Genomic DNA, 17,476 nt, shown 5'->3' with positions numbered 1-17,476 from the left:
TTGGAAGCACGTTTCGCTATGCTGAGTGAGCTGTGGTTTTACTATCTCTGGTTGCAACCCATTCCGATGTGGACTTGGAAACCGTCGCCCGACTAAGTGTCGGCGCCGACCAAGTCGCATCCGCCGTGCTCGCTGACGGGCCCGCCGTCTCAGGGGCGGTCACCCTGGCCACCTGCAACCGCCTCGAAATTTACTGTGATGCCGCCTCCGCAGACGACGTCGAGGCCGCACGCTCTGCAGTCATCACCCGCATCAGCGGACTGTCCGGGTTGCCGGAAAGCTGGGTATCCTCGGCGTTCACCACACGCACCGGTGAAGACGTGGCCCGCCACCTGTTTGCCGTCGGAGCAGGCCTTGACTCAGCTGTGGTTGGCGAACGCGAGATCGCCGGGCAGGTCCGCCGGGCCCTGATCGAATCTCAGGCCAACGGCACCACCAGTGGCCCTCTCGTCCGGCTGTTTCAGGAAGCCTCTCGCACCGCCAAGGACGTCGGGGCGCAGACGGCTCTGGGCAGCCAGGGCCGGTCAATCGTTTCAGTGGCGTTGGAGCTTGCCGCCGATCTGTCGCTGACCCGCGAATTCACCGACAAGTCAGTGGTGGTGTTTGGGACCGGCGCGTACGCCGGTGCAACGATGGCCCTGCTGAAGGAAAAGGGCTGCACTGACATCTCAGTGTTTTCCTCCTCCGGGCGCTCCGAGGCTTTCGTATCCACCCGCGGTGGCGTAGCCCTCACCGCCGATGACCTTCCGGCAGCACTGGCTACCGCCGATATTGTGGTGGGTTGCAGCGGCAGCGACAACCGGGTGGAGGCCGCCGACGTCGAGCGTGTTCGCGCCAGCGTCGACAAGCAGCTCATCGTCGTCGACCTGGCCCTCAGCCACGACTTCGACCCGGCGGTGGGCTCCCTAGACGACGTCGAACTGATTACCCTCGAGTCGGTCCGGCTCGCAGCGCCGAGCGAGCAGGCGGCAGCGCTCAGCCAGGCAAGTTCCCTCGTGGCCGAAGCAGCCCGCTCTTTCCAGGACCGGCAGAACTCACGGGCCATGGACACCGCTATCGTTGCCTTGCGGAAGCACACCCAGCAGGTACTCGAATCTGAGATGCAGAAAGTCAGGGCGCAACACGGCTGCACCGCCGCCGCCGAGGAAGTGGAGTTCGCGCTCCGCAGGATGGTCCGCCAACTGCTCCACGTTCCAACCGTGCGCGCCCGGGAACTGGCAGCCGAAGGACGACAGCAGGATTATGCGGCCGCCCTTGAAGCCCTCTACGGTATCGACCTTGAGGCGCCTGCCGACCAGTCGGCTGAGGCCAGCTGCCCGGTGCGGCAGGATCCGCCAGCGACGGGCACTGCGTAACGCTCGCAGTTTCGTTCGGGCGATCAAGTCGCTGCATCCCCGACCGCCCTGGACCGCCTCTGCCGCTCATCCCGGGGCAAATCCACCACAGCTGCACAAGTGTTCGACGACGGCGCCTGACTTCTGGCTGGGGGCCTAGTAGACCGGCTTGTCGGGCTCAATCCGCTTGACCCATTCGAGGATGCCGCCGTCAACGTTGTAGACCCGGGAGTTTCCTGCCGTGCGAAGGTGCTGCACGATGTCAGCCGACCGGCTGCCCGCCTTGCAATGCACATACACGTCCCTGTCACGGCTGACCGCCCGCTCCCCGGACAGGATTGAGTTCCTGGGCATCAGGGTGGCCCCGTCGATGCTGACAATCTCGTATTCACCCGGTTCCCTGACATCGATGAGGTCGAAATCCCTGCTTCCACTCCCGCGTTCGCGCAGCAACTTGTCCAGTTCGACCACGCTGACTGAGGGCACAGCGGGTGCCTTCCCGGTCGGCAGACCGCAGAACGCCTGATAGTCGATCAGCTCGGTCACTGGGGCCGCGTCTGGATCCCGGCGGACCCGGACCTCGCGCCAGGTCATTTCCAGGGCGTCGAAGATCAGCACCCGACCCAAAAGGGAAACCCCCGTGCCGGTGATGAGCTTGATCGCTTCGTTGACCATCGCCGAACCGATCTGCGCGCAGAGGACGCCGAGAACTCCACCCTCGGCGCAGGACGGCACCGAGCCGGGCGGCGGGGCATCCGGGTAAAGATCACGGTAGCTCGGACCGTGCTGAGCCCAGAACACACTCACCTGGCCGTCGAACCGCAGAATCGACCCCCACACATAGGGCTTGCCGAGGATTTCCGCGGCGTCGCTGACCAGGTAGCGGGTCGCAAAATTGTCAGTTCCGTCCAGGATCAGATCGTATTCTGCGAAAATCTGCAACGCGTTGCTGTTGTCCAGGCGCACCACATGCTGTTGGACGGTCACCAGCGGGTTCAGCTCCGCGATGCTCTCCGCAGCCGACTGTGCTTTCGGCTGCCCAACGTTCGACACCCCGTGAATGATCTGCCGCTGCAGGTTCGAAACGTCGACGACGTCGTCGTCGACAATCCCGATAGTGCCCACGCCCGCTGCCGCCAGATACAGCAACGCCGGGGAGCCCAGCCCGCCGGCCCCGATCACCAGCACCCGGGCGTTCTTCAACCGCTGCTGGGCGGTCAGACCAAAACCGGGAATGATCAGGTGGCGGGAATACCGTTCGGTCTCCTCACGCGATAGATCTGCATGCGGGGCAACCAGGGGGTCAAGCCCTGCTACAGGTGAGCTCATGCATCAAATGTATGCCCGTAGAACTATCGGAGGCCAGCCGTGCCATCCCGAGGTTACCCGCGGGTAAACTGGTGGCTACTCCCCCGGGCCATCGCCCCAGAGTGAACCCGTCCCAACGATCAAAGGCCAAACCAAGCGTGAGCGCAGAAGCACCGACCGGCGGCAAAGCCACACGCCTCCCGCGAGACGAGCGGAGGCGTCAGTTGTTGAACGCTGCCCACGAAGTGTTTGTTGCCAATGGGTACCACGGTGCCGCGATGGACGAGATCGCCGAGGTGGCCAAGGTCAGCAAACCGGTGTTGTACCAGCACTTCCCGGGCAAACGGGAGCTGTATCTGGCACTGCTGGAGAATCATTTGGCTGAGCTGACCGCACTGCTTGTCGAGGCGCTACAGTCCACCAGCGATAACAAGCTGCGGGTCCACGCAACCATGCGCGCCTATTTCCAGTTCATCGCCCAGGACAGTCAGGCCCACCGGCTGGTGTTTGAATCTGACTTGTTCAACGACCCCGACGTCAGTGGTCGGCTCGAGGAGTTCAACGCCCGGTTCGCTGATGCCATCGCCGGGGTTATTGCTGAAGATACCCACCTGTCCCATCTGGAAGCCACCCTTCTGGGACACGGCCTTGCTGGTATGGCGCAGGTCAGTGCACGGTACTGGCTGGAGACCGACGGCACCATGGACATCGATGCTGCCAGCGAGCTGATTTACCGTTTAGCTTGGCGCGGAATCAGTCGCTTCCCCAAGGAAATCTAGAGTAAGTTCCAGTGAGGGCACTTACCCACCCAGTTACCGCAACATCAGGAGGAAACCGCCATGGAAATCAAAATTGGTATCCAGAACGTCAATCGGGAAATCGTTCTCGAATCCGAGCAGACAGCCGACGAGGTTGCTGACATTGTCGCGAAGGCCATGAACGGCGGGGCTGAACTGCGGTTGGCCGACAGCAAGGGCCGCCACGTGATCGTCCCCTCGAACGTTCTCGGCTACGTTGAAATCGGTGCCGAAGAGTCGCGCCGGGTAGGGTTCGGGGCACTCTAAACGGGTCTTGAGGGCGGGCGGGGGCGACCATGCTGACACTGATCGCCGTCGCTGCCGCGACCCTGGTGATCGGCTTCGCCGTGCGGATCACCGACCGACGCCATCAGCGGTACAACCCCCTGGTCCTTCCCGGGATTGCCCTGGTCTCGGGGCTACTGGGATGGATCGTCGTGCAGTTCACGGGGCTAGGGTATGACCCGACCCTCTTCTGGCTCAGTTGGGCCCTCCCCATTCTCGCGTCGACACTGCTCACCATCGCCATTGCCTGGTGGCTGGGACGACACCGTGAAACGGAAGAAGCGGAGGCGTTCAGGAGAGTCGCTGATGACTAGCGTGGAAAACTTATTCGGGCTGCACCCCGCCCGGTGCCCGCTGTACGCTCGTTAGATGAGTGTCGCACCGCAGCTAGCCGTTACCCTCGACGACCGTTTCGCTCGGGAACTGAGCGAAATGGCTGTTCCCTGGCAAGCCGACGAAGCGCCTGATCCCCGGTTACTGGTCCTCAACGTCCCACTCGCAGCCCAGCTGGGGCTCGATTCGGAGTCGCTGCGGACCGCCGAGGGTTCGCGGCTTTTGACCGGCACTTTGCTGCCGCCGGGTGCCACCCCGGTGGCCCAGGCCTATTCCGGCCACCAGTTCGGCGGATTCTCCCCTCGCCTCGGTGATGGCCGGGCACTTCTCCTCGGTGAAATCACCGATCCTGCGGGCGGGATACACGATCTCCATCTGAAAGGTTCCGGGCGCACACCGTTTGCCCGTGGGGGCGACGGGTTGGCGGCCGTAGGACCGATGCTCCGCGAGTACCTCATCAGCGAGTCCATGCATGCCTTGGGTATCCCCACCACCCGGGCTCTCGCCGTCGTAGCCACCGGACGGCAGGTACGCCGCGAGACTCTCCTGCCAGGTGCCGTTCTCGCCCGGGTGGCTGGCAGCCACCTGCGGGTGGGTAGCTTCCAGTTTGCCCAGGCGACCGGCGACGTCGGCCTGATCCGCCGCCTAGCCGATCACGCGCTAGCCCGCCACTATCCCGGAGCTGCTCAATCCGAGCACCCCTACCTCGCCCTGTTCGAGGCGGTAATGGCTGCGCAGGCGGCCCTGGTGGCTCGGTGGATGCTGATCGGGTTTGTTCACGGCGTCATGAACACCGATAACATGACCATCTCGGGCGAGACCATCGACTATGGGCCCTGCGCCTTTATGGATGAATTCAACCCAGCGGCGGTGTACAGCTCAATCGACGAGAGCGGGCGGTATGCGTACGCCAACCAGCCGGTAGTGGCCGAATGGAACCTAGCCCGGCTTGCTGAAGCCCTCCTGCCCCTCCTCCACGAGGACCAGGAGAAGGCAGTCGCAATGGCCACCGACGCGCTCGGCGGGTTCCGTCGCCAGTATGGCGACGCGTGGGCGACCGGGATGAAAGCCAAACTCGGCCTGGCCGGCAACCCTGATGATTCGGTGCTCCTGCCCCTGATCGATGAGCTACTCGCACTGCTTCAGGCTGATCGGGTCGATTACACCTCCTTCTTCAGGAGCCTCGGCGCTGCCGCCCGGGGCGACGCCGATCTGACGCGGACCCACTTTGCCGATACTGAAGGGGTCGACGCCTGGCTCCACCGCTGGCGTGCCCTTGGGCCAGACGCCGTCGCAATGGGCCGGTTCAACCCCGTCTACATCCCGCGCAATCATCTGGTGGAGGAAGCCCTGGCAGCTGCGACGGGTGGGGATCTGGTGCCGTTTGAACGACTGCTGGAAGCCGTAACCTCGCCCTACGACGAGCGGCCCGGGCTGGAACGTTATGCTGCTGCCGCACCCGACGATTTCGGCGCGTACCGGACTTTCTGCGGGACCTAAATTCGTTCGCCTTCGCCTGCCTGACGCCGAAGAATGTCAGCGGCATGTCGACCGGCGCAATGCGCCACGGCGCAGGCCTGAGGCAAATGGGCAGGCGCACGCTCAGCAGGGCGCCGACGGGGGAAACAAAACCGCCGCAGGCCGATGGAAGCGAACTAAGCGGTCAGACCGAGCAGGCTCATGCGGCGGGAGTGGTTGCGGGTGAGCTGGGAAAACAACAGCAGCGTCTCCTTCTCCTGGTCTTCCTCGGCTCCTGCGAACAGCAGCGCGCCGAGGAATGCTCGCTCAATTCCGATGCGCTGCGCCTGGGTGAGAGCCTCCCCGACCAGTCGCCTGCCCCACAGCGCCAGGCGGGAAGCCAACCGCGGGTCGTCGGCAAGTGCCTCCTGCAGCCGTTCCTGCAGCAGCGGCCCCTGCTCATCGGCAGCCTGGATCCGTCCGATCAGCTCTCGGGTCGATGCATCCAGCCGTCCGGCGAGCGCCGTATAGAAGTCGGCGGAGATCGCGTCGATCACGTACGCCTTCATCAGCGACTCGTACCAGTCGGCTGGCCGGGTTCGCTCGTGAAAAGAATCGATTGACGGTTGGAAGGGGGACATCGCGGTCTCGACGTCCACCCCCAACACAGCCAGGTGGTTGCTGACCATTTCGAAGTGCTCAAACTCTTTGACAGCCAACCGGCCAAGGGTGGCCCGGTCATGGAGGGTGGGAGAGAAACGCGCGTCTGAGGACAGCCGCTCAAATCCTGAGAGTTCGCCGTAAGCCATCACCCCGAACAGGTCAACGATGAACCGTGCGTAGCGGGGGTCCGCAGGGAGCCGGGGCTGCGTTCCGGCGGTGTGCTCGTCGGAGGCCTGCTGGGGAGGGGAGGACGGCAGTGAACTCATGGGGTTAAGGGTACCGGTGCCCGAACGCCTGAAACCCGGTGACGCGCGCTGCGCGCGATCCGGTGGGCGGTCGGTCGGTGTATTACGGTTGAGATTGTGCCGTACTCGCATCTTGATTTGTCGAATCGGAATTCCCAGCTGCAGCTGACCCGTTCCCTGCAGCTCCTCCGGGAGGAGTTGGGCCTCGAGTCCGACTTCCCGCCCGAGGTGCTCGCCGAAGCTGAGCACGCGGTCAGGAACCATTCCCGCCCGGATACCGATCTGACGACCTGGGCTTCATCACTATTGATCCACCCGGATCCATTGACCTGGATCAGGCAGTCCATCTGGAACGCCGCGGGTCCGGGTACCGGGTCTGGTATGCGATCGCCGACGTGCCGGCATTCGTGGCGCCGGGTGGTGCGATTGATCTGGAGGCCCGACGCCGTGGCCAGACGGTCTACGCCCCGGACGGCAGGATCTCGCTCCACCCCGAGATCATTTCCGAGGACGCTGCCAGTCTTCTGCCTGGGCTGGTTCGCCCGGCCTACGTGTGGCAGTTCGAGTTAAACGAGGCGGGCGAGGTCGAGGAGACCGACCTGCGACGCGCCCTCATCCGCAGCCGGGCCCAGCTCACCTACGAACAGGTGCAGCGCGACATCGACTCAGGCGGCGCCCCCGAGAATCTGCTCCTCCTCCGGGAAGTGGGGCTCCTACGGATCGAGCTGGAACGCCTCCGTGGAGGCGCCAGCCTCAACCTTCCCGAGCAGGAGATAGCCAACGACGGCGACAGGTACTTCATTCTGACGTCGCCACCGCTCCCGGCGGAGGACTGGAACGCACAAATTTCCCTGATGACGGGGATGGCCGCCGCTCAGTTGATGATCGACGGAAAAATCGGTGTGCTGCGCACCATGCCCCCGCCGGACCGGGAGTCCGTGGCCCGCTTCCGCCAGCAGGCGCGGGTGCTCGGCACACCCTGGCCGGAGGGTATGGCGTACGGGGAATTCCTGCGCAGCCTTGACACCACCGATCCCCGCCAGCTCTCACTGATGCATGCGGCGGCGTCCCTGTTCAGGGGCGCCGGTTATACAGCGTTCGACGGCGAACTCCCCGCCGCCATGAGCCAGGCTGCCATTGCCGCTCCCTATGCTCACACCACAGCGCCGCTGCGGCGGCTGGTTGACCGTTTCGTTCTGGTGATCTGCGCCGCCCTGTGCGGCGACACCGAGGTCCCGGCGTGGGCGCGCGACGCACTTCCGGAACTCAACTCGCTAATGAACTCGTCCAACCAACTCTCCTCCCGGCTCGAACGCGGCGCACTGGACGCCGTCGAGGCAGCGTTGCTGAGTAATCTGGTTGGGCAGGAATTCGACGCGGTCGTCATCTCCGGGGCCAAACCGCCTAACGGAAACTCGCAGAACGGCTATCTGCCCGTCGGAACCATCCAGCTGGCCAACCCGGCCTTCGAGGCGAGGTGTGAGGGGGACCTGGTTGCCGGCGAGGCTGTCCGGGTGCGCCTGGTACGTGCTGACATCGATGCCCGTGTTACCCGCTTCGAACTGATCAATGGCCCGGCCGGTCCCGGCGTGTCGGGCACGCCGGCCGGGGCAGGGTAGAGTTTACTGCGTAGTAATGGATGCCCGGTCGTACTCATCATTCCCTGATAAGTTACCCCTGACCCGCAAGTACCTACGCGATCTTGAGTTCTTCTTAGCCGACAGGATTCGTCCGAATCCCCGGCCTGCAGTCGTAAGCCCGCGATCGGCTTCCACTGGACGCCATGCGCCTGTTCCTCCGGGCTGACCACACGTCAGCCACCCGTCGAGATCCAGCGGCCGTACGGCCTAAATGAACGGTATTTAATTGAACACTGAAAACACCCAGGTGACAGACACCCATCATCTCCATGCCGACAACAGCGACGACGAGATCTTCGTCGAGGAGACACTGGTAACCACCGAGGAGCCCCATAAAGAGGCCGAAGAAACGTTCGCGGACTTCAACGTCCGTGCAGACATTGTGGAGTCCCTGGCTGATGCCGGGATTATCCACCCGTTCCCCATCCAGGCCATGACCCTGTCAATCGCCCTGGGCGGACATGACATCATCGGCCAGGCCAAGACCGGCACCGGTAAGACACTCGGCTTCGGTATTCCCGCCCTGCAGCGCGTCGTCGCCCCCAAGGACGACGGCTACGACCGACTGCCTGTGCCGGGCGCCCCCCAGGCGCTCATCGTGGTTCCTACCCGCGAACTCGCCGTCCAGGTTGCTGGTGACCTCACCACCGCCGCCAAGAAGCGTCACGCCCGGATCGTCACCATTTACGGTGGCCGCGCCTATGAGCCACAGATCGAAGCGCTCAAGAAGGGCACCGAGATCGTGGTCGGCACCCCCGGCCGTCTGATCGACCTGTACCGCCAGAAGCTGCTCTCCCTCGCCAATGTGAAACTGGTGGTGTTGGACGAGGCCGACGAAATGCTTGACCTCGGGTTCCTGCCCGACGTCGAAACGTTGATCGCCGGCACCCCGGCTGTACGGCAGACCATGCTGTTCTCAGCGACCATGCCCGGCCCGGTGGTAGCTATGGCACGCCGGTACATGACCCAGCCGACCCACATCCGCGCGGCTGATCCCGAGGACGAGGGAATCACCAAGAAGGATATCCGTCAGGTCATCTACCGGGCACATAACCTCGACAAGGCCGAGGTGGTGGCCCGGATCCTGCAGTCCCGGGGCCGTGGGCGCACCATCATTTTCACCAAGACCAAACGCACCGCCGCCAAGCTGTCCGAGGAACTGATTGACCGCGGCTTCGCGGCCGGGGCGATCCACGGAGACCTGGGCCAGGGCGCCCGGGAGCAGGCGCTTCGGGCCTTCCGCGGAGACAAGATTGACGTCCTCGTGGCCACCGAGGTGGCAGCCCGGGGCATCGACGTGGAAGACATCACCCACGTGATCAATTACCAGTGCCCCGAGGACGAGAAAGCCTATCTGCACCGGGTCGGCCGCACCGGCCGGGCCGGCAAGAAGGGCACAGCCGTCACCTTCGTGGACTGGGACGACATGCCACGCTGGGGCCTGATCAACAAGGCTCTCGGCCTTAACGCTGCCGAGCCCGTGGAGACTTATTCCTCATCCCCACACCTCTACGAGGAACTTGACATCCCCGAGGGCACCAAGGGACGGCTACCCCGGGACAAGCGGACCCTCGCAGGCATCAACGCCGAAACACTTGAGGATCTCGGCGAGACGGGCAAGAAGCATCGTGCAGCCCCCGAGTCACACGGCTCCGGCAGGGGACGCGGCTCGGAGCGCTCCGGCGGCGGTGACCGTTCACGCGGCGGCGACCGCTCACGGTCGTCCGATCAGCGCGACTCCCAGAAATCCGGCGAAAGCTCCGGCAACCGCCGCCGTCGTTCGGGCGGATCAGCCGAAGAATCTGCACCGTCACGCCAGACGGCAGCCAGCGCGCCAGCATCGGGTGCCGACAACGCACCGGCCACCGACCGTCCCCGCCGCAGCCGCTCCCGCACCCGGAGCCGCAACGGTGAGGTAGTGAACAAGCCTGCAGCCGGAGCCGAGGGCTAGGCACAACATGCCCGTCCCCGCGACGGCGCCGTTGTGGCGTCCGGACGGCAGCAACCTGGTGGTGCACGCCGACAACGCCGACTACCTCCCGACGCTGCCTGACAATTCCTTCACCATGATCTACGTTGACCCGCCCTTCAACACGGGGCGGGCCCAACGGCGTCAACAAACGTCGATGGTCCGCACCATTGATGGGACCGGGGACCGGGTCGGTTTCAAGGGGCACAGCTACTCGACGGTCAAGGGGATGCTGGCGAGCTACGACGACGCCTTCGAGGATTACTGGGAGTTCCTGGCCCCACGCCTCGCTGAAGCGTGGCGGCTCCTCACCGACGACGGCACCCTGTACGTGCATCTGGACTACCGGGAAGTGCACTACGTCAAGGTGATGCTTGACGCCCTTTTCGGCAGGGACAGCTTCCTGAACGAAATCATCTGGGCCTACGACTATGGCGCCCGCGCGAAGAGCCGATGGCCAGCCAAACACGACAACATTCTGGTCTACGTGAAGAACCCTTCGAACTACTATTTCGACAGCGCAGGGGTGGACCGCGAGCCCTATATGGCGCCCGGGCTGGTCACTCCCGAGAAGGCTGCCCTGGGCAAACTGCCCACCGATGTCTGGTGGCATACCATCGTCTCCCCCACCGGTCGGGAAAAGACCGGCTACCCCACCCAGAAACCCGAGGGGCTCCTTCGCCGGGCGGTCACGGCCAGCAGCCGCGAGGGTGACTGGGTACTCGACTTCTTCGCAGGATCCGGAACCATCGGCGCGGTGGCCGCGAAACTGGGCCGCCGGTTCGTCTGCGTTGACCAAAACCCCCAGGCGATCGACGTGATGAAGGCCAGGCTCGGCGCCTACTGCTGACCGGTTCCCGCTTCGCGCAGGCAGGTGTTCAGCGAACCACTGCCGACCCGGTGGCCAACGCCTCAATTTGCTCCAGCACGTCGGGGGCAGTGAGGTTCTCCCCCAGGCGGTTCGGTTTTCCTTCCCCGTGGTAGTCGCTGGATCCAGTGGCCAGCAAGCCATGCTCCGCAGCAATCCGTCGCAGGTCACGGCGTCCCGGCTCCGGGTTGTCGCGATGTTCGATCTCCAGGCCCTGCAATCCGGCATCGATCATCTGGCCCATCACATCGTCACCCACGATCCGGCCGCGGGCCGATGCCACCGGATGGGCGAAGACCGCAACGCCGCCCGCCGCGCGAATCAGTTCCACCGCCTGCGCGGGGTGCGGTGCGTAGTGGCCCACCCAGTAAGGGGACGCGGCAGTGAGGATATCGGTGAAGGCTTCGCTCCGGTTGGAAACGATACCCAGCGCCACCAGAGAATCGGCGATATGGGGGCGTCCGACAGTTGCCCCGTCCGCGATGTGCTCCTGCACATCGGACCAGGTAATGGGATAGTCGGCTCCGAGGCGCTCCACCATTCGCTCGGCCCGCGTCAATCGGGCGTCCCTGGACCGAAGGATTTCAGCCTTCAGTCCGGGGTGTAGCGGATCGTGCAGGTAGGAGAGCACATGAACGCTGATACCCGTGTCAGTCCGGCACGACACCTCCATGCCAGGGATCAGCACCACGCCATGGGTACGCGCCGCAGCTGCGGCTGCTGCCCAGCCCGCGGTCGAGTCGTGATCGGTCAGGGCAATCACATCAATTTCCGCGTCCAGCGCTGCCTTGATCAGCTCTGCAGGACTTTCGGTGCCGTCCGAGACGGTTGAATGGGTGTGTAGGTCGATTCTCACCCACCTAATCTACGCCCGCAGTGGTGTTCTCCCTGACAACTGTTTGGTTGCCTCCGGTACCGGTGAGATCATGGACTGGTGAGTACAGCAGAGAACAACACCCTGTCCCAGACCGCCGGCGCGCTCTCCACCACCGAAGAGCAGCCTCTTGTTGCCCGGAACGAGAATCGTTCCCAGCGCCCCGAATCGGAGGCGTTTAAGGCGTTCATGGCCCAGCAGTGGGAACCCAAGCCCACCGAGCTGCCCGCCGAGGCTGAGGTAGCCCCGCACGCCGCGAAACGCCGTCGTGCTATCTCAGACCGATTCCCTGGCGAACGGCTCGTCATCCCCGCCGGGCCGTTCAAGGTGCGCTCCAACGACACCGACTACCGCTTCCGGCCGCATTCCGGGTTTGCGCACCTCACCGGTCTTGGGCTCGATCACGAACCCGACGCAGTGCTCATCATGGAGCCCACCGAGGCTGGCCACGGCGACGACGGCGGCCAGCACCACTCCACCCTGTACTTCAGGGAGCTTGCTGGTCACGACAACCCCGAGTTCTATGCCAATGCCCGCTACGGCGAGTTCTGGATCGGCTCACGCCTGTCACACGCGCAGATCAGGACCCTGCTCTCCATCGAGACTGCAGACCTCGCCGAACTGGAAGTCGCAGTCACCAAGGACGCAGGCGTCCCCGAGGTGGGAGGCATGCGGATCCGGTTGCTGCGCGAAGTCGATCTCAACGCGGACGCCCTGGTCGACACCTCCCGGATCAACACCGGCGTCGACCTGGAAAAATCCGATGAGCTCGACGGCAAGCTCGCCGAAGCCCTCTCCGAGCTGCGCCTGATCAAGGACGCCTGGGAGGTGGACCAGATGAAGGTCGCCGTCGCGGCGACAGTCAACGGCTTCCACGAGGTGGTCAAGGAACTCCCCCGCGCCATCACCCACCATCGCGGTGAGCGTGTCGTCGAAGGAGCATTTTTCGCCCGCGCCCGTGAAGAAGGCAACGACCTGGGCTACGACACCATTGCCGCGTGTGGCAACAATGCCACGGTGCTCCACTGGATCCGTAACAACGGGCCGGTGCACGCAGGGGAACTCCTGCTCCTCGACGCGGGCGTCGAGGCTGACACCCTCTATACCGCAGACATCACCCGCACCCTTCCGGTCAACGGCAGGTATACCGGCATCCAGCGGAAGATCTACCAGGCAGTCCTCGACGCCGCCGACGCCGGATTCGCGGCGGCCCAACCCGGCCGCAAGTTCCGCGATGTCCACCAGGCGGCAATCACCGTTCTCGCGGAACGGCTCGACGCCTGGGGCCTCCTCCCCGTGTCCCTCGAGGAAGCCCTGTCGCAGGACGGCCAGCACCACCGCCGGTGGATGCCGCATGGTACGAGCCACCACCTGGGCATGGACGTTCACGACTGCGCCCAGGCCAAGCGCGAGCTCTACCTGGACGGCATCCTGACCGAAGGTATGGTCTTCACCATCGAGCCAGGCCTGTACTTCAAGGACGAGGACCTGGCGGTCCCCGAGGAGTTCCGCGGGATCGGTGTGCGGATCGAGGACGACATCCTGATGACCGCCGATGGCCCCGTGAATCTGAGCGCGGCGCTGCCCCGCGAGGCCAACGACGTCGAAGCGTGGATGGCGGGGATCTACAGCCCTACCGGCGAGTAGCCCAGGCCCCGAGCGTGCCTAGCCCCAACGAAGGTGGCTAGGCACGCTCGTCGGCGGGCTGACCCGATTCCTCGGGACCCTTCGCCGGGCTTTCTGTCGCGGCCGCACTGTTCTCCTGAGGGTTAACCCGGACACCGTACTGCGGCCGCCCGTCGGGGAGGTCAGCGAACTGGCCACGCCGGGGACCGGAGGGGCCTGCACCCTGTGACCCATCCGCTGCGGTGTGTGCACCCTGGTCCGGCGCGTTTCCCTGGCTGGCGGTCCCGGACTCGGGGGTGCCGGGCTGCTGTGGATTCTGGATGGGCTGGGCGAGCGGGTCTTTCCAGGCCTGCGGCTGCCCGGGCTGGCCCGGCGCCTGTGGGCCGCTACCGGGAGGCGCTGCCGGTGGTTGCCACCCCTGCGCGGACCCGCCGGGGTGCTGGGCCTGACCGTTCATTGGCAACTGTTGCAGCATCCGTCGAGCTTCACCGGCCGATTCCGGTTCGACGATGACATCGTAGCTGGTGGCGATGACCTGACTCGTGGAGGTGAAGTCCCGCTTGCCACGCTGGAAGGCGTAGGTGATGACGCCAAACAGCATCCAGAACACGGCGCCAAGCGCCATCGCGGTGAAGATCGGCAGGTACGCACCGCCGTCGCCGAACAGCGTCAGGATCAGGCCCACGAAAAATCCGAACCATGCACCCGTTGCAGCGCTGGCCAATGCCACCCGCGGGTAGCTGAGCCGGCCCGTCACTCGTTCAACAGTCTTCAGATCGCTGCCAATGATCGAGACTTTCTGCACGGGGAACTTGCTGTCGGCTAGGTAATCCACTGCCTTCTGCGCGTCCAGGTAGGCACTGTACCGTCCGACCGTTTCGCCTTTGGGCAGGATGCGGCCTTCATCCCGTGACGCCGTTCGACCAAGCACATTTGACATGGTTCCATTCTCACCCAGAACGGCTGACCTGTGGGCCCGTATCGCTCGCAGTGAACTAGCGCTACGTTGCCGCCGATCGAATAGGGCGGAAGCGGCCGTTCCAAAGTAGCCTAGGCAGGTGAGCACTAATCCCACCCGCGTCTTCGTGGCGCGCCTGCTTGGCCTCGACGTGTTTGACCCACTGGGTGACCGTCTGGGCCGACTTCGTGATGCGGTGGTTCTTGACCTCGGCCCGAACACCGCGCCCCAGGCCGTTGGCCTGGTGGTGGAGGTACCCGGCAAACGGCGGGTCTTTGTCCCGATGACCCGGGTCACGTCGATTGATTCGACCCAGATCATCTGCACCGGACTGGTCAACCTCCGCCGCTTCGAACAGCGCGGCGCCGAAATGCTGGTGGTGGGTGAGCTTTTTGACCGCCGGGTGACCCTGCGCGACGGGAGCGGCGAGGCAGTAATCGAGGATATCGCCATCGAGGTGGACCGCGCCGGCGACTGGCACGTATCACAGGTATTCATCAGGCGCGGCTCGTCGTCGTCGGCGCTGCGTGGACTCCGCCGGGGCGAACGCCTCATTGTCGACTGGCTGGACGCCTACCACGGGGACGCTGCCGAACCGCAGGGCGCTTCCCAGTTCGTTGCGCAACACGAGGACCTCAAGCCGGCCGACTTCGCGGACGCGCTGCACGAAATGAGCGACAAACGACGCACCGAGATTGCGGGCGCCCTGCAGGATGACCGGCTCGCTGACATCCTGCAGGAACTCCCGGACGATGACCAGGTGCAAATCATCTCTTCGCTCCACCGTGAACGTGCCGCCGATGTGCTGGAGGAAATGGACCCCGACGACGCCGCGGACCTCCTCAACGAACTGCCCGAAGCGCAGAAGGAGGACCTCCTCGCGTTGATGGAGCCCGAAGACGCAGAGGATGTGCGACGCCTGCTCCAATACGAGGAGGACACTGCCGGCTCCATGATGACCACCGTGCCGGTCATCCTCCCACCCGAGGCGACAGTGGCCGAAGCCCTCGCGCACGTCCGGCGTGAGGAACTGACTCCAGCGTTGGCCTCATCGATTTTCGTGTGCCGCCCACCGCTTGAGACACCCACCGGACGGTATCTCGGCGTCGTCCACATCCAGCAGCTGCTGCGATTCCCTCCGCCGGAGCAGCTGGGGAACATCGTTGACACTGATCTGGAGCCCGTCGGGGACCAGGCCAACATCAGCGAGGTGGCCCGCATCCTTGCGACCTACAATCTGAACTCCATTCCCGTCGTCAACGCTGAAGGTCGGTTGGTCGGAGCGGTGACAGTTGACGACGTCCTCGACCACCTGCTGCCCGATGATTGGCGCGCTGCCAACGACTACCCGGGATTGACGAAGGGAGCAACCAATGGCTGAGCGGATCAGAACCACTGCGACAGGGCTCGACACCCCGCGCGAGAGCCGTAAACGCTGGCTGCCCCGGCTGCGGCCGAACCCGGACCGGTTCGGCAGCGCCACCGAAAACTTCGCCCGGTTCATGGGGACACCCCAGTTCCTGTTCTACATGACAGTCTTTGTTGCCCTCTGGCTGGCCTGGAACTCCTGGGCCCCAGGCGGACTGCGTTTCGACAGCGCCGCCATCGGTTTCACCCTGCTGACCCTGATGCTCTCCCTCCAGGCATCCTATGCAGCACCCCTGCTGCTTCTGGCACAGAACCGGCAGGACGACCGCGACCGGGTGTCGCTGCGGCAGGATCGGCAGCGTGCTGAACGGAACCTTTCCGACACCGAATATCTGACCCGGGAAATCGCTGAACTACGGATCGCGATCCGCGAGGTCGCGACGCGCGATTATGTCCGGTCCGAACTGCGCTCAGTCCTTGAGGAAATCCTTGAGACCGCCGAAGACAAAGACACGGCCCTCCATAAAAAGTCGCGCCGGAAGGGCGGCGACCAGACGGCGTCGCTGCCAAAGCTGCAGCCCAACCGGTCTGACCGGTTGTGACATTGCGGGAGCAGGTGGATGCAGCCCTCGCCACCGTGATTGACCCTGAACTTCGCAAACCAATCACCGAGCTGGGTATGGTTGCGGGCACCGATATCGTCGGCGGCGCCGTCACCGTTGAGGTGCTGCTCACCATTGCCGGCTGCCCGCTGCGCGGGACCATCACCCGCGACGTCGAAACCGCGGTAGGGGGCCTCCACGGAGTCACCTCGGTGGACGTACGGCTCTCGGTGATGACCCAACAGCAACGCGACCGGCTCAAGGAACAGCTCAGGGGCCCCGGTGGCCGGAAGGGCATCCCGTTCAACGACGAGGGCTCACTGACCCGGGTGTACGCGGTGGCGAGCGGCAAGGGCGGGGTCGGCAAATCGAGCGTCACAGTGAATCTTGCGGTGGCAATGGCCGCCCAAGGCCTGAGAGTGGGGATTGTCGACGCTGACGTCTACGGCTTCTCGGTACCTTCCCTGCTGGGGATCACCCAGCCGCCAACCCGGGTCGATGAGATGATCCTCCCGCCGGTCGCCTACGACGTCAAAGTCATTTCAATTGGCATGTTCATCGCCGGCAATCAGCCGGTCGCCTGGCGCGGGCCGATGCTCCACCGGGCACTTGAGCAGTTTCTCAGCGACGTGCACTTCGGCGATCTGGACGTATTGTTCCTCGATCTTCCTCCTGGCACCGGGGACATCGCCATCTCTGTGGCCCAACTGCTGCCCTCGTCGGAGCTGTTGGTGGTCACCACGCCGCAGACGGCGGCCGCGGACGTTGCTGAACGCGCCGGGACCCTGGCCAACCAGACGGGCCAGAAGGTTTCAGGGGTGATCGAGAACATGTCCTGGCTTGAGCTTCCCGGTGGGGAACGGATGGAACTGTTCGGCAAGGGTGGCGGGCTCGCCCTGACCGGCCGCCTCACTGAGGCCCTGGGCTACCCGGTCCCGCTCCTCGGCAGTGTCCCACTCGAGATTGCCCTTCGCGAGGGTGGGGACAGTGGGGAACCTATCGTCCATGGGACCAGCGAATCCGCCGCAGCGCAGGAACTTCGCCAGATAGCGGACACCCTCGCCCGCCGTCCGCGTGACCTCGGCGGCCGTCGGCTGAAGGTCACTCCCACCTAGCCAGGCAGGCTTCGCCTGACCGGTTCCGTCCGG

Annotated in this window: 16 protein-coding genes; 12 read left to right on the top strand and 4 right to left on the bottom strand. The window is 64.6% G+C overall.

Going from position 1 to position 17,476, the window contains the following annotated elements:
- The first annotated feature begins 32 nt into the window (after nt 1–32).
- Complete coding sequence (locus DDA93_RS10105; protein WP_019481666.1) at nt 33–1,355, top strand: glutamyl-tRNA reductase; 1,323 nt, start codon at nt 33–35, stop codon at nt 1,353–1,355.
- A 135-nt stretch (nt 1,356–1,490) separates the two neighbouring features.
- Here the strand turns inward: DDA93_RS10105 and moeB are convergent, their stop codons facing one another.
- A complete protein-coding gene (gene moeB / locus DDA93_RS10100; protein WP_116778689.1) occupies nt 1,491–2,663 on the bottom strand; it encodes a molybdopterin-synthase adenylyltransferase MoeB in 1,173 nt (390 codons plus the stop codon).
- 137 nt (nt 2,664–2,800) lie between these two features.
- Here moeB and DDA93_RS10095 point away from each other — a divergent pair, with 137 nt between their 5' ends.
- From DDA93_RS10095 to DDA93_RS10080, 4 genes are read left to right on the top strand one after another with little or no spacing between them, the layout of a single operon-like run.
- On the top strand, nt 2,801–3,421 hold the full coding sequence (locus DDA93_RS10095) for a TetR/AcrR family transcriptional regulator (protein WP_237715215.1): 621 nt from the start codon (nt 2,801–2,803) through the stop codon (nt 3,419–3,421).
- Between the two features lie 60 nt (nt 3,422–3,481).
- On the top strand, nt 3,482–3,706 hold the full coding sequence (locus DDA93_RS10090) for a DUF3107 domain-containing protein (RefSeq protein WP_019481663.1): 225 nt from the start codon (nt 3,482–3,484) through the stop codon (nt 3,704–3,706).
- Nucleotides 3,707–3,735: 29 nt separating this feature from the next.
- Nucleotides 3,736–4,038: a hypothetical protein gene (locus DDA93_RS10085; RefSeq protein WP_019481662.1), complete on the top strand. Its 303-nt coding sequence runs from the start codon at nt 3,736–3,738 to the stop codon at nt 4,036–4,038.
- Between the two features lie 55 nt (nt 4,039–4,093).
- A complete protein-coding gene (locus DDA93_RS10080) occupies nt 4,094–5,557 on the top strand; it encodes a protein adenylyltransferase SelO (RefSeq protein WP_116778688.1) in 1,464 nt (487 codons plus the stop codon).
- Nucleotides 5,558–5,712: 155 nt separating this feature from the next.
- Here the strand turns inward: DDA93_RS10080 and DDA93_RS10075 are convergent, their stop codons facing one another.
- Nucleotides 5,713–6,444, bottom strand: coding sequence for a ferritin-like fold-containing protein (locus DDA93_RS10075; RefSeq protein WP_116778687.1), 732 nt, complete (start codon nt 6,442–6,444; stop codon nt 5,713–5,715).
- Between the two features lie 269 nt (nt 6,445–6,713).
- On the opposite strand from DDA93_RS10075, the gene DDA93_RS10070 reads away from it, so the two are divergent.
- From DDA93_RS10070 to DDA93_RS10060, 3 genes are all read left to right on the top strand, one after another.
- The gene (locus tag DDA93_RS10070) at nt 6,714–8,042 is read left to right on the top strand and encodes an RNB domain-containing ribonuclease (RefSeq protein ID WP_347693451.1); all 1,329 of its coding nucleotides are present in this window, start codon (nt 6,714–6,716) and stop codon (nt 8,040–8,042) included.
- A 268-nt stretch (nt 8,043–8,310) separates the two neighbouring features.
- Complete coding sequence (locus DDA93_RS10065; RefSeq protein WP_019481658.1) at nt 8,311–10,014, top strand: DEAD/DEAH box helicase; 1,704 nt, start codon at nt 8,311–8,313, stop codon at nt 10,012–10,014.
- A 7-nt stretch (nt 10,015–10,021) separates the two neighbouring features.
- Entirely contained in the window at nt 10,022–10,882 is an 861-nt protein-coding gene (locus tag DDA93_RS10060) for a site-specific DNA-methyltransferase (protein ID WP_116778686.1), read from the top strand.
- A gap of 28 nt (nt 10,883–10,910) precedes the next feature.
- On the opposite strand, the gene DDA93_RS10055 is transcribed toward DDA93_RS10060, so the two are convergent.
- On the bottom strand, nt 10,911–11,756 hold the full coding sequence (locus DDA93_RS10055) for a PHP domain-containing protein (RefSeq protein ID WP_116778685.1): 846 nt from the start codon (nt 11,754–11,756) through the stop codon (nt 10,911–10,913).
- Between the two features lie 78 nt (nt 11,757–11,834).
- On the opposite strand from DDA93_RS10055, the gene DDA93_RS10050 reads away from it, so the two are divergent.
- Entirely contained in the window at nt 11,835–13,421 is a 1,587-nt protein-coding gene (locus DDA93_RS10050) for an aminopeptidase P family protein (protein ID WP_243400585.1), read from the top strand.
- A gap of 37 nt (nt 13,422–13,458) precedes the next feature.
- Here DDA93_RS10050 and DDA93_RS10045 read toward each other — a convergent pair whose 3' ends face one another.
- Entirely contained in the window at nt 13,459–14,340 is an 882-nt protein-coding gene (locus tag DDA93_RS10045) for a general stress protein (protein ID WP_207771336.1), read from the bottom strand.
- Between the two features lie 118 nt (nt 14,341–14,458).
- Between DDA93_RS10045 and DDA93_RS10040 the strand changes: the two genes are divergently transcribed.
- The 3 genes from DDA93_RS10040 to DDA93_RS10030 are packed head-to-tail and all read left to right on the top strand — an operon-like array spanning nt 14,459 to nt 17,443.
- On the top strand, nt 14,459–15,739 hold the full coding sequence (locus DDA93_RS10040) for a CBS domain-containing protein (RefSeq protein ID WP_019481653.1): 1,281 nt from the start codon (nt 14,459–14,461) through the stop codon (nt 15,737–15,739).
- A complete protein-coding gene (locus tag DDA93_RS10035; protein WP_116778684.1) occupies nt 15,732–16,328 on the top strand; it encodes a DUF1003 domain-containing protein in 597 nt (198 codons plus the stop codon). Before DDA93_RS10040 ends, DDA93_RS10035 begins: the two co-directional genes overlap by 8 nt.
- Nucleotides 16,325–17,443 carry an Mrp/NBP35 family ATP-binding protein gene (locus DDA93_RS10030; RefSeq protein WP_035747193.1) on the top strand — a complete coding sequence of 373 codons (1,119 nt, stop codon included), beginning with the start codon at nt 16,325–16,327 and terminating at the stop codon, nt 17,441–17,443. Before DDA93_RS10035 ends, DDA93_RS10030 begins: the two co-directional genes overlap by 4 nt.
- The last annotated feature ends 33 nt before the right edge of the window (nt 17,444–17,476 follow it).

Source organism: Arthrobacter sp. Bz4 (assembly GCF_003075455.1).
GTDB lineage: Bacteria > Actinomycetota > Actinomycetes > Actinomycetales > Micrococcaceae > Arthrobacter_D.
The sequence above is the reverse complement of the archived record's forward strand: the minus strand, read 5'-3'. Positions and strand labels throughout refer to the sequence as shown.

Excerpts from the sequence above, each read along its gene's own strand:
- moeB (WP_116778689.1), bottom strand. The coding sequence starts at position 2,663 with ATGAGCTCACCTGTAGCAGGGCTTGACCCCCTGGTTGCCCCGCATGCA.
- DDA93_RS10060 (WP_116778686.1), top strand. The coding sequence starts at position 10,022 with ATGCCCGTCCCCGCGACGGCGCCGTTGTGGCGTCCGGACGGCAGCAAC.
- DDA93_RS10075 (WP_116778687.1), bottom strand. The coding sequence starts at position 6,444 with ATGAGTTCACTGCCGTCCTCCCCTCCCCAGCAGGCCTCCGACGAGCAC.
- DDA93_RS10045 (WP_207771336.1), bottom strand. The coding sequence starts at position 14,340 with ATGTCAAATGTGCTTGGTCGAACGGCGTCACGGGATGAAGGCCGCATC.
- DDA93_RS10085 (WP_019481662.1), top strand. The coding sequence starts at position 3,736 with ATGCTGACACTGATCGCCGTCGCTGCCGCGACCCTGGTGATCGGCTTC.
- DDA93_RS10090 (WP_019481663.1), top strand. The coding sequence starts at position 3,482 with ATGGAAATCAAAATTGGTATCCAGAACGTCAATCGGGAAATCGTTCTC.
- DDA93_RS10080 (WP_116778688.1), top strand. The coding sequence starts at position 4,094 with ATGAGTGTCGCACCGCAGCTAGCCGTTACCCTCGACGACCGTTTCGCT.
- DDA93_RS10035 (WP_116778684.1), top strand. The coding sequence starts at position 15,732 with ATGGCTGAGCGGATCAGAACCACTGCGACAGGGCTCGACACCCCGCGC.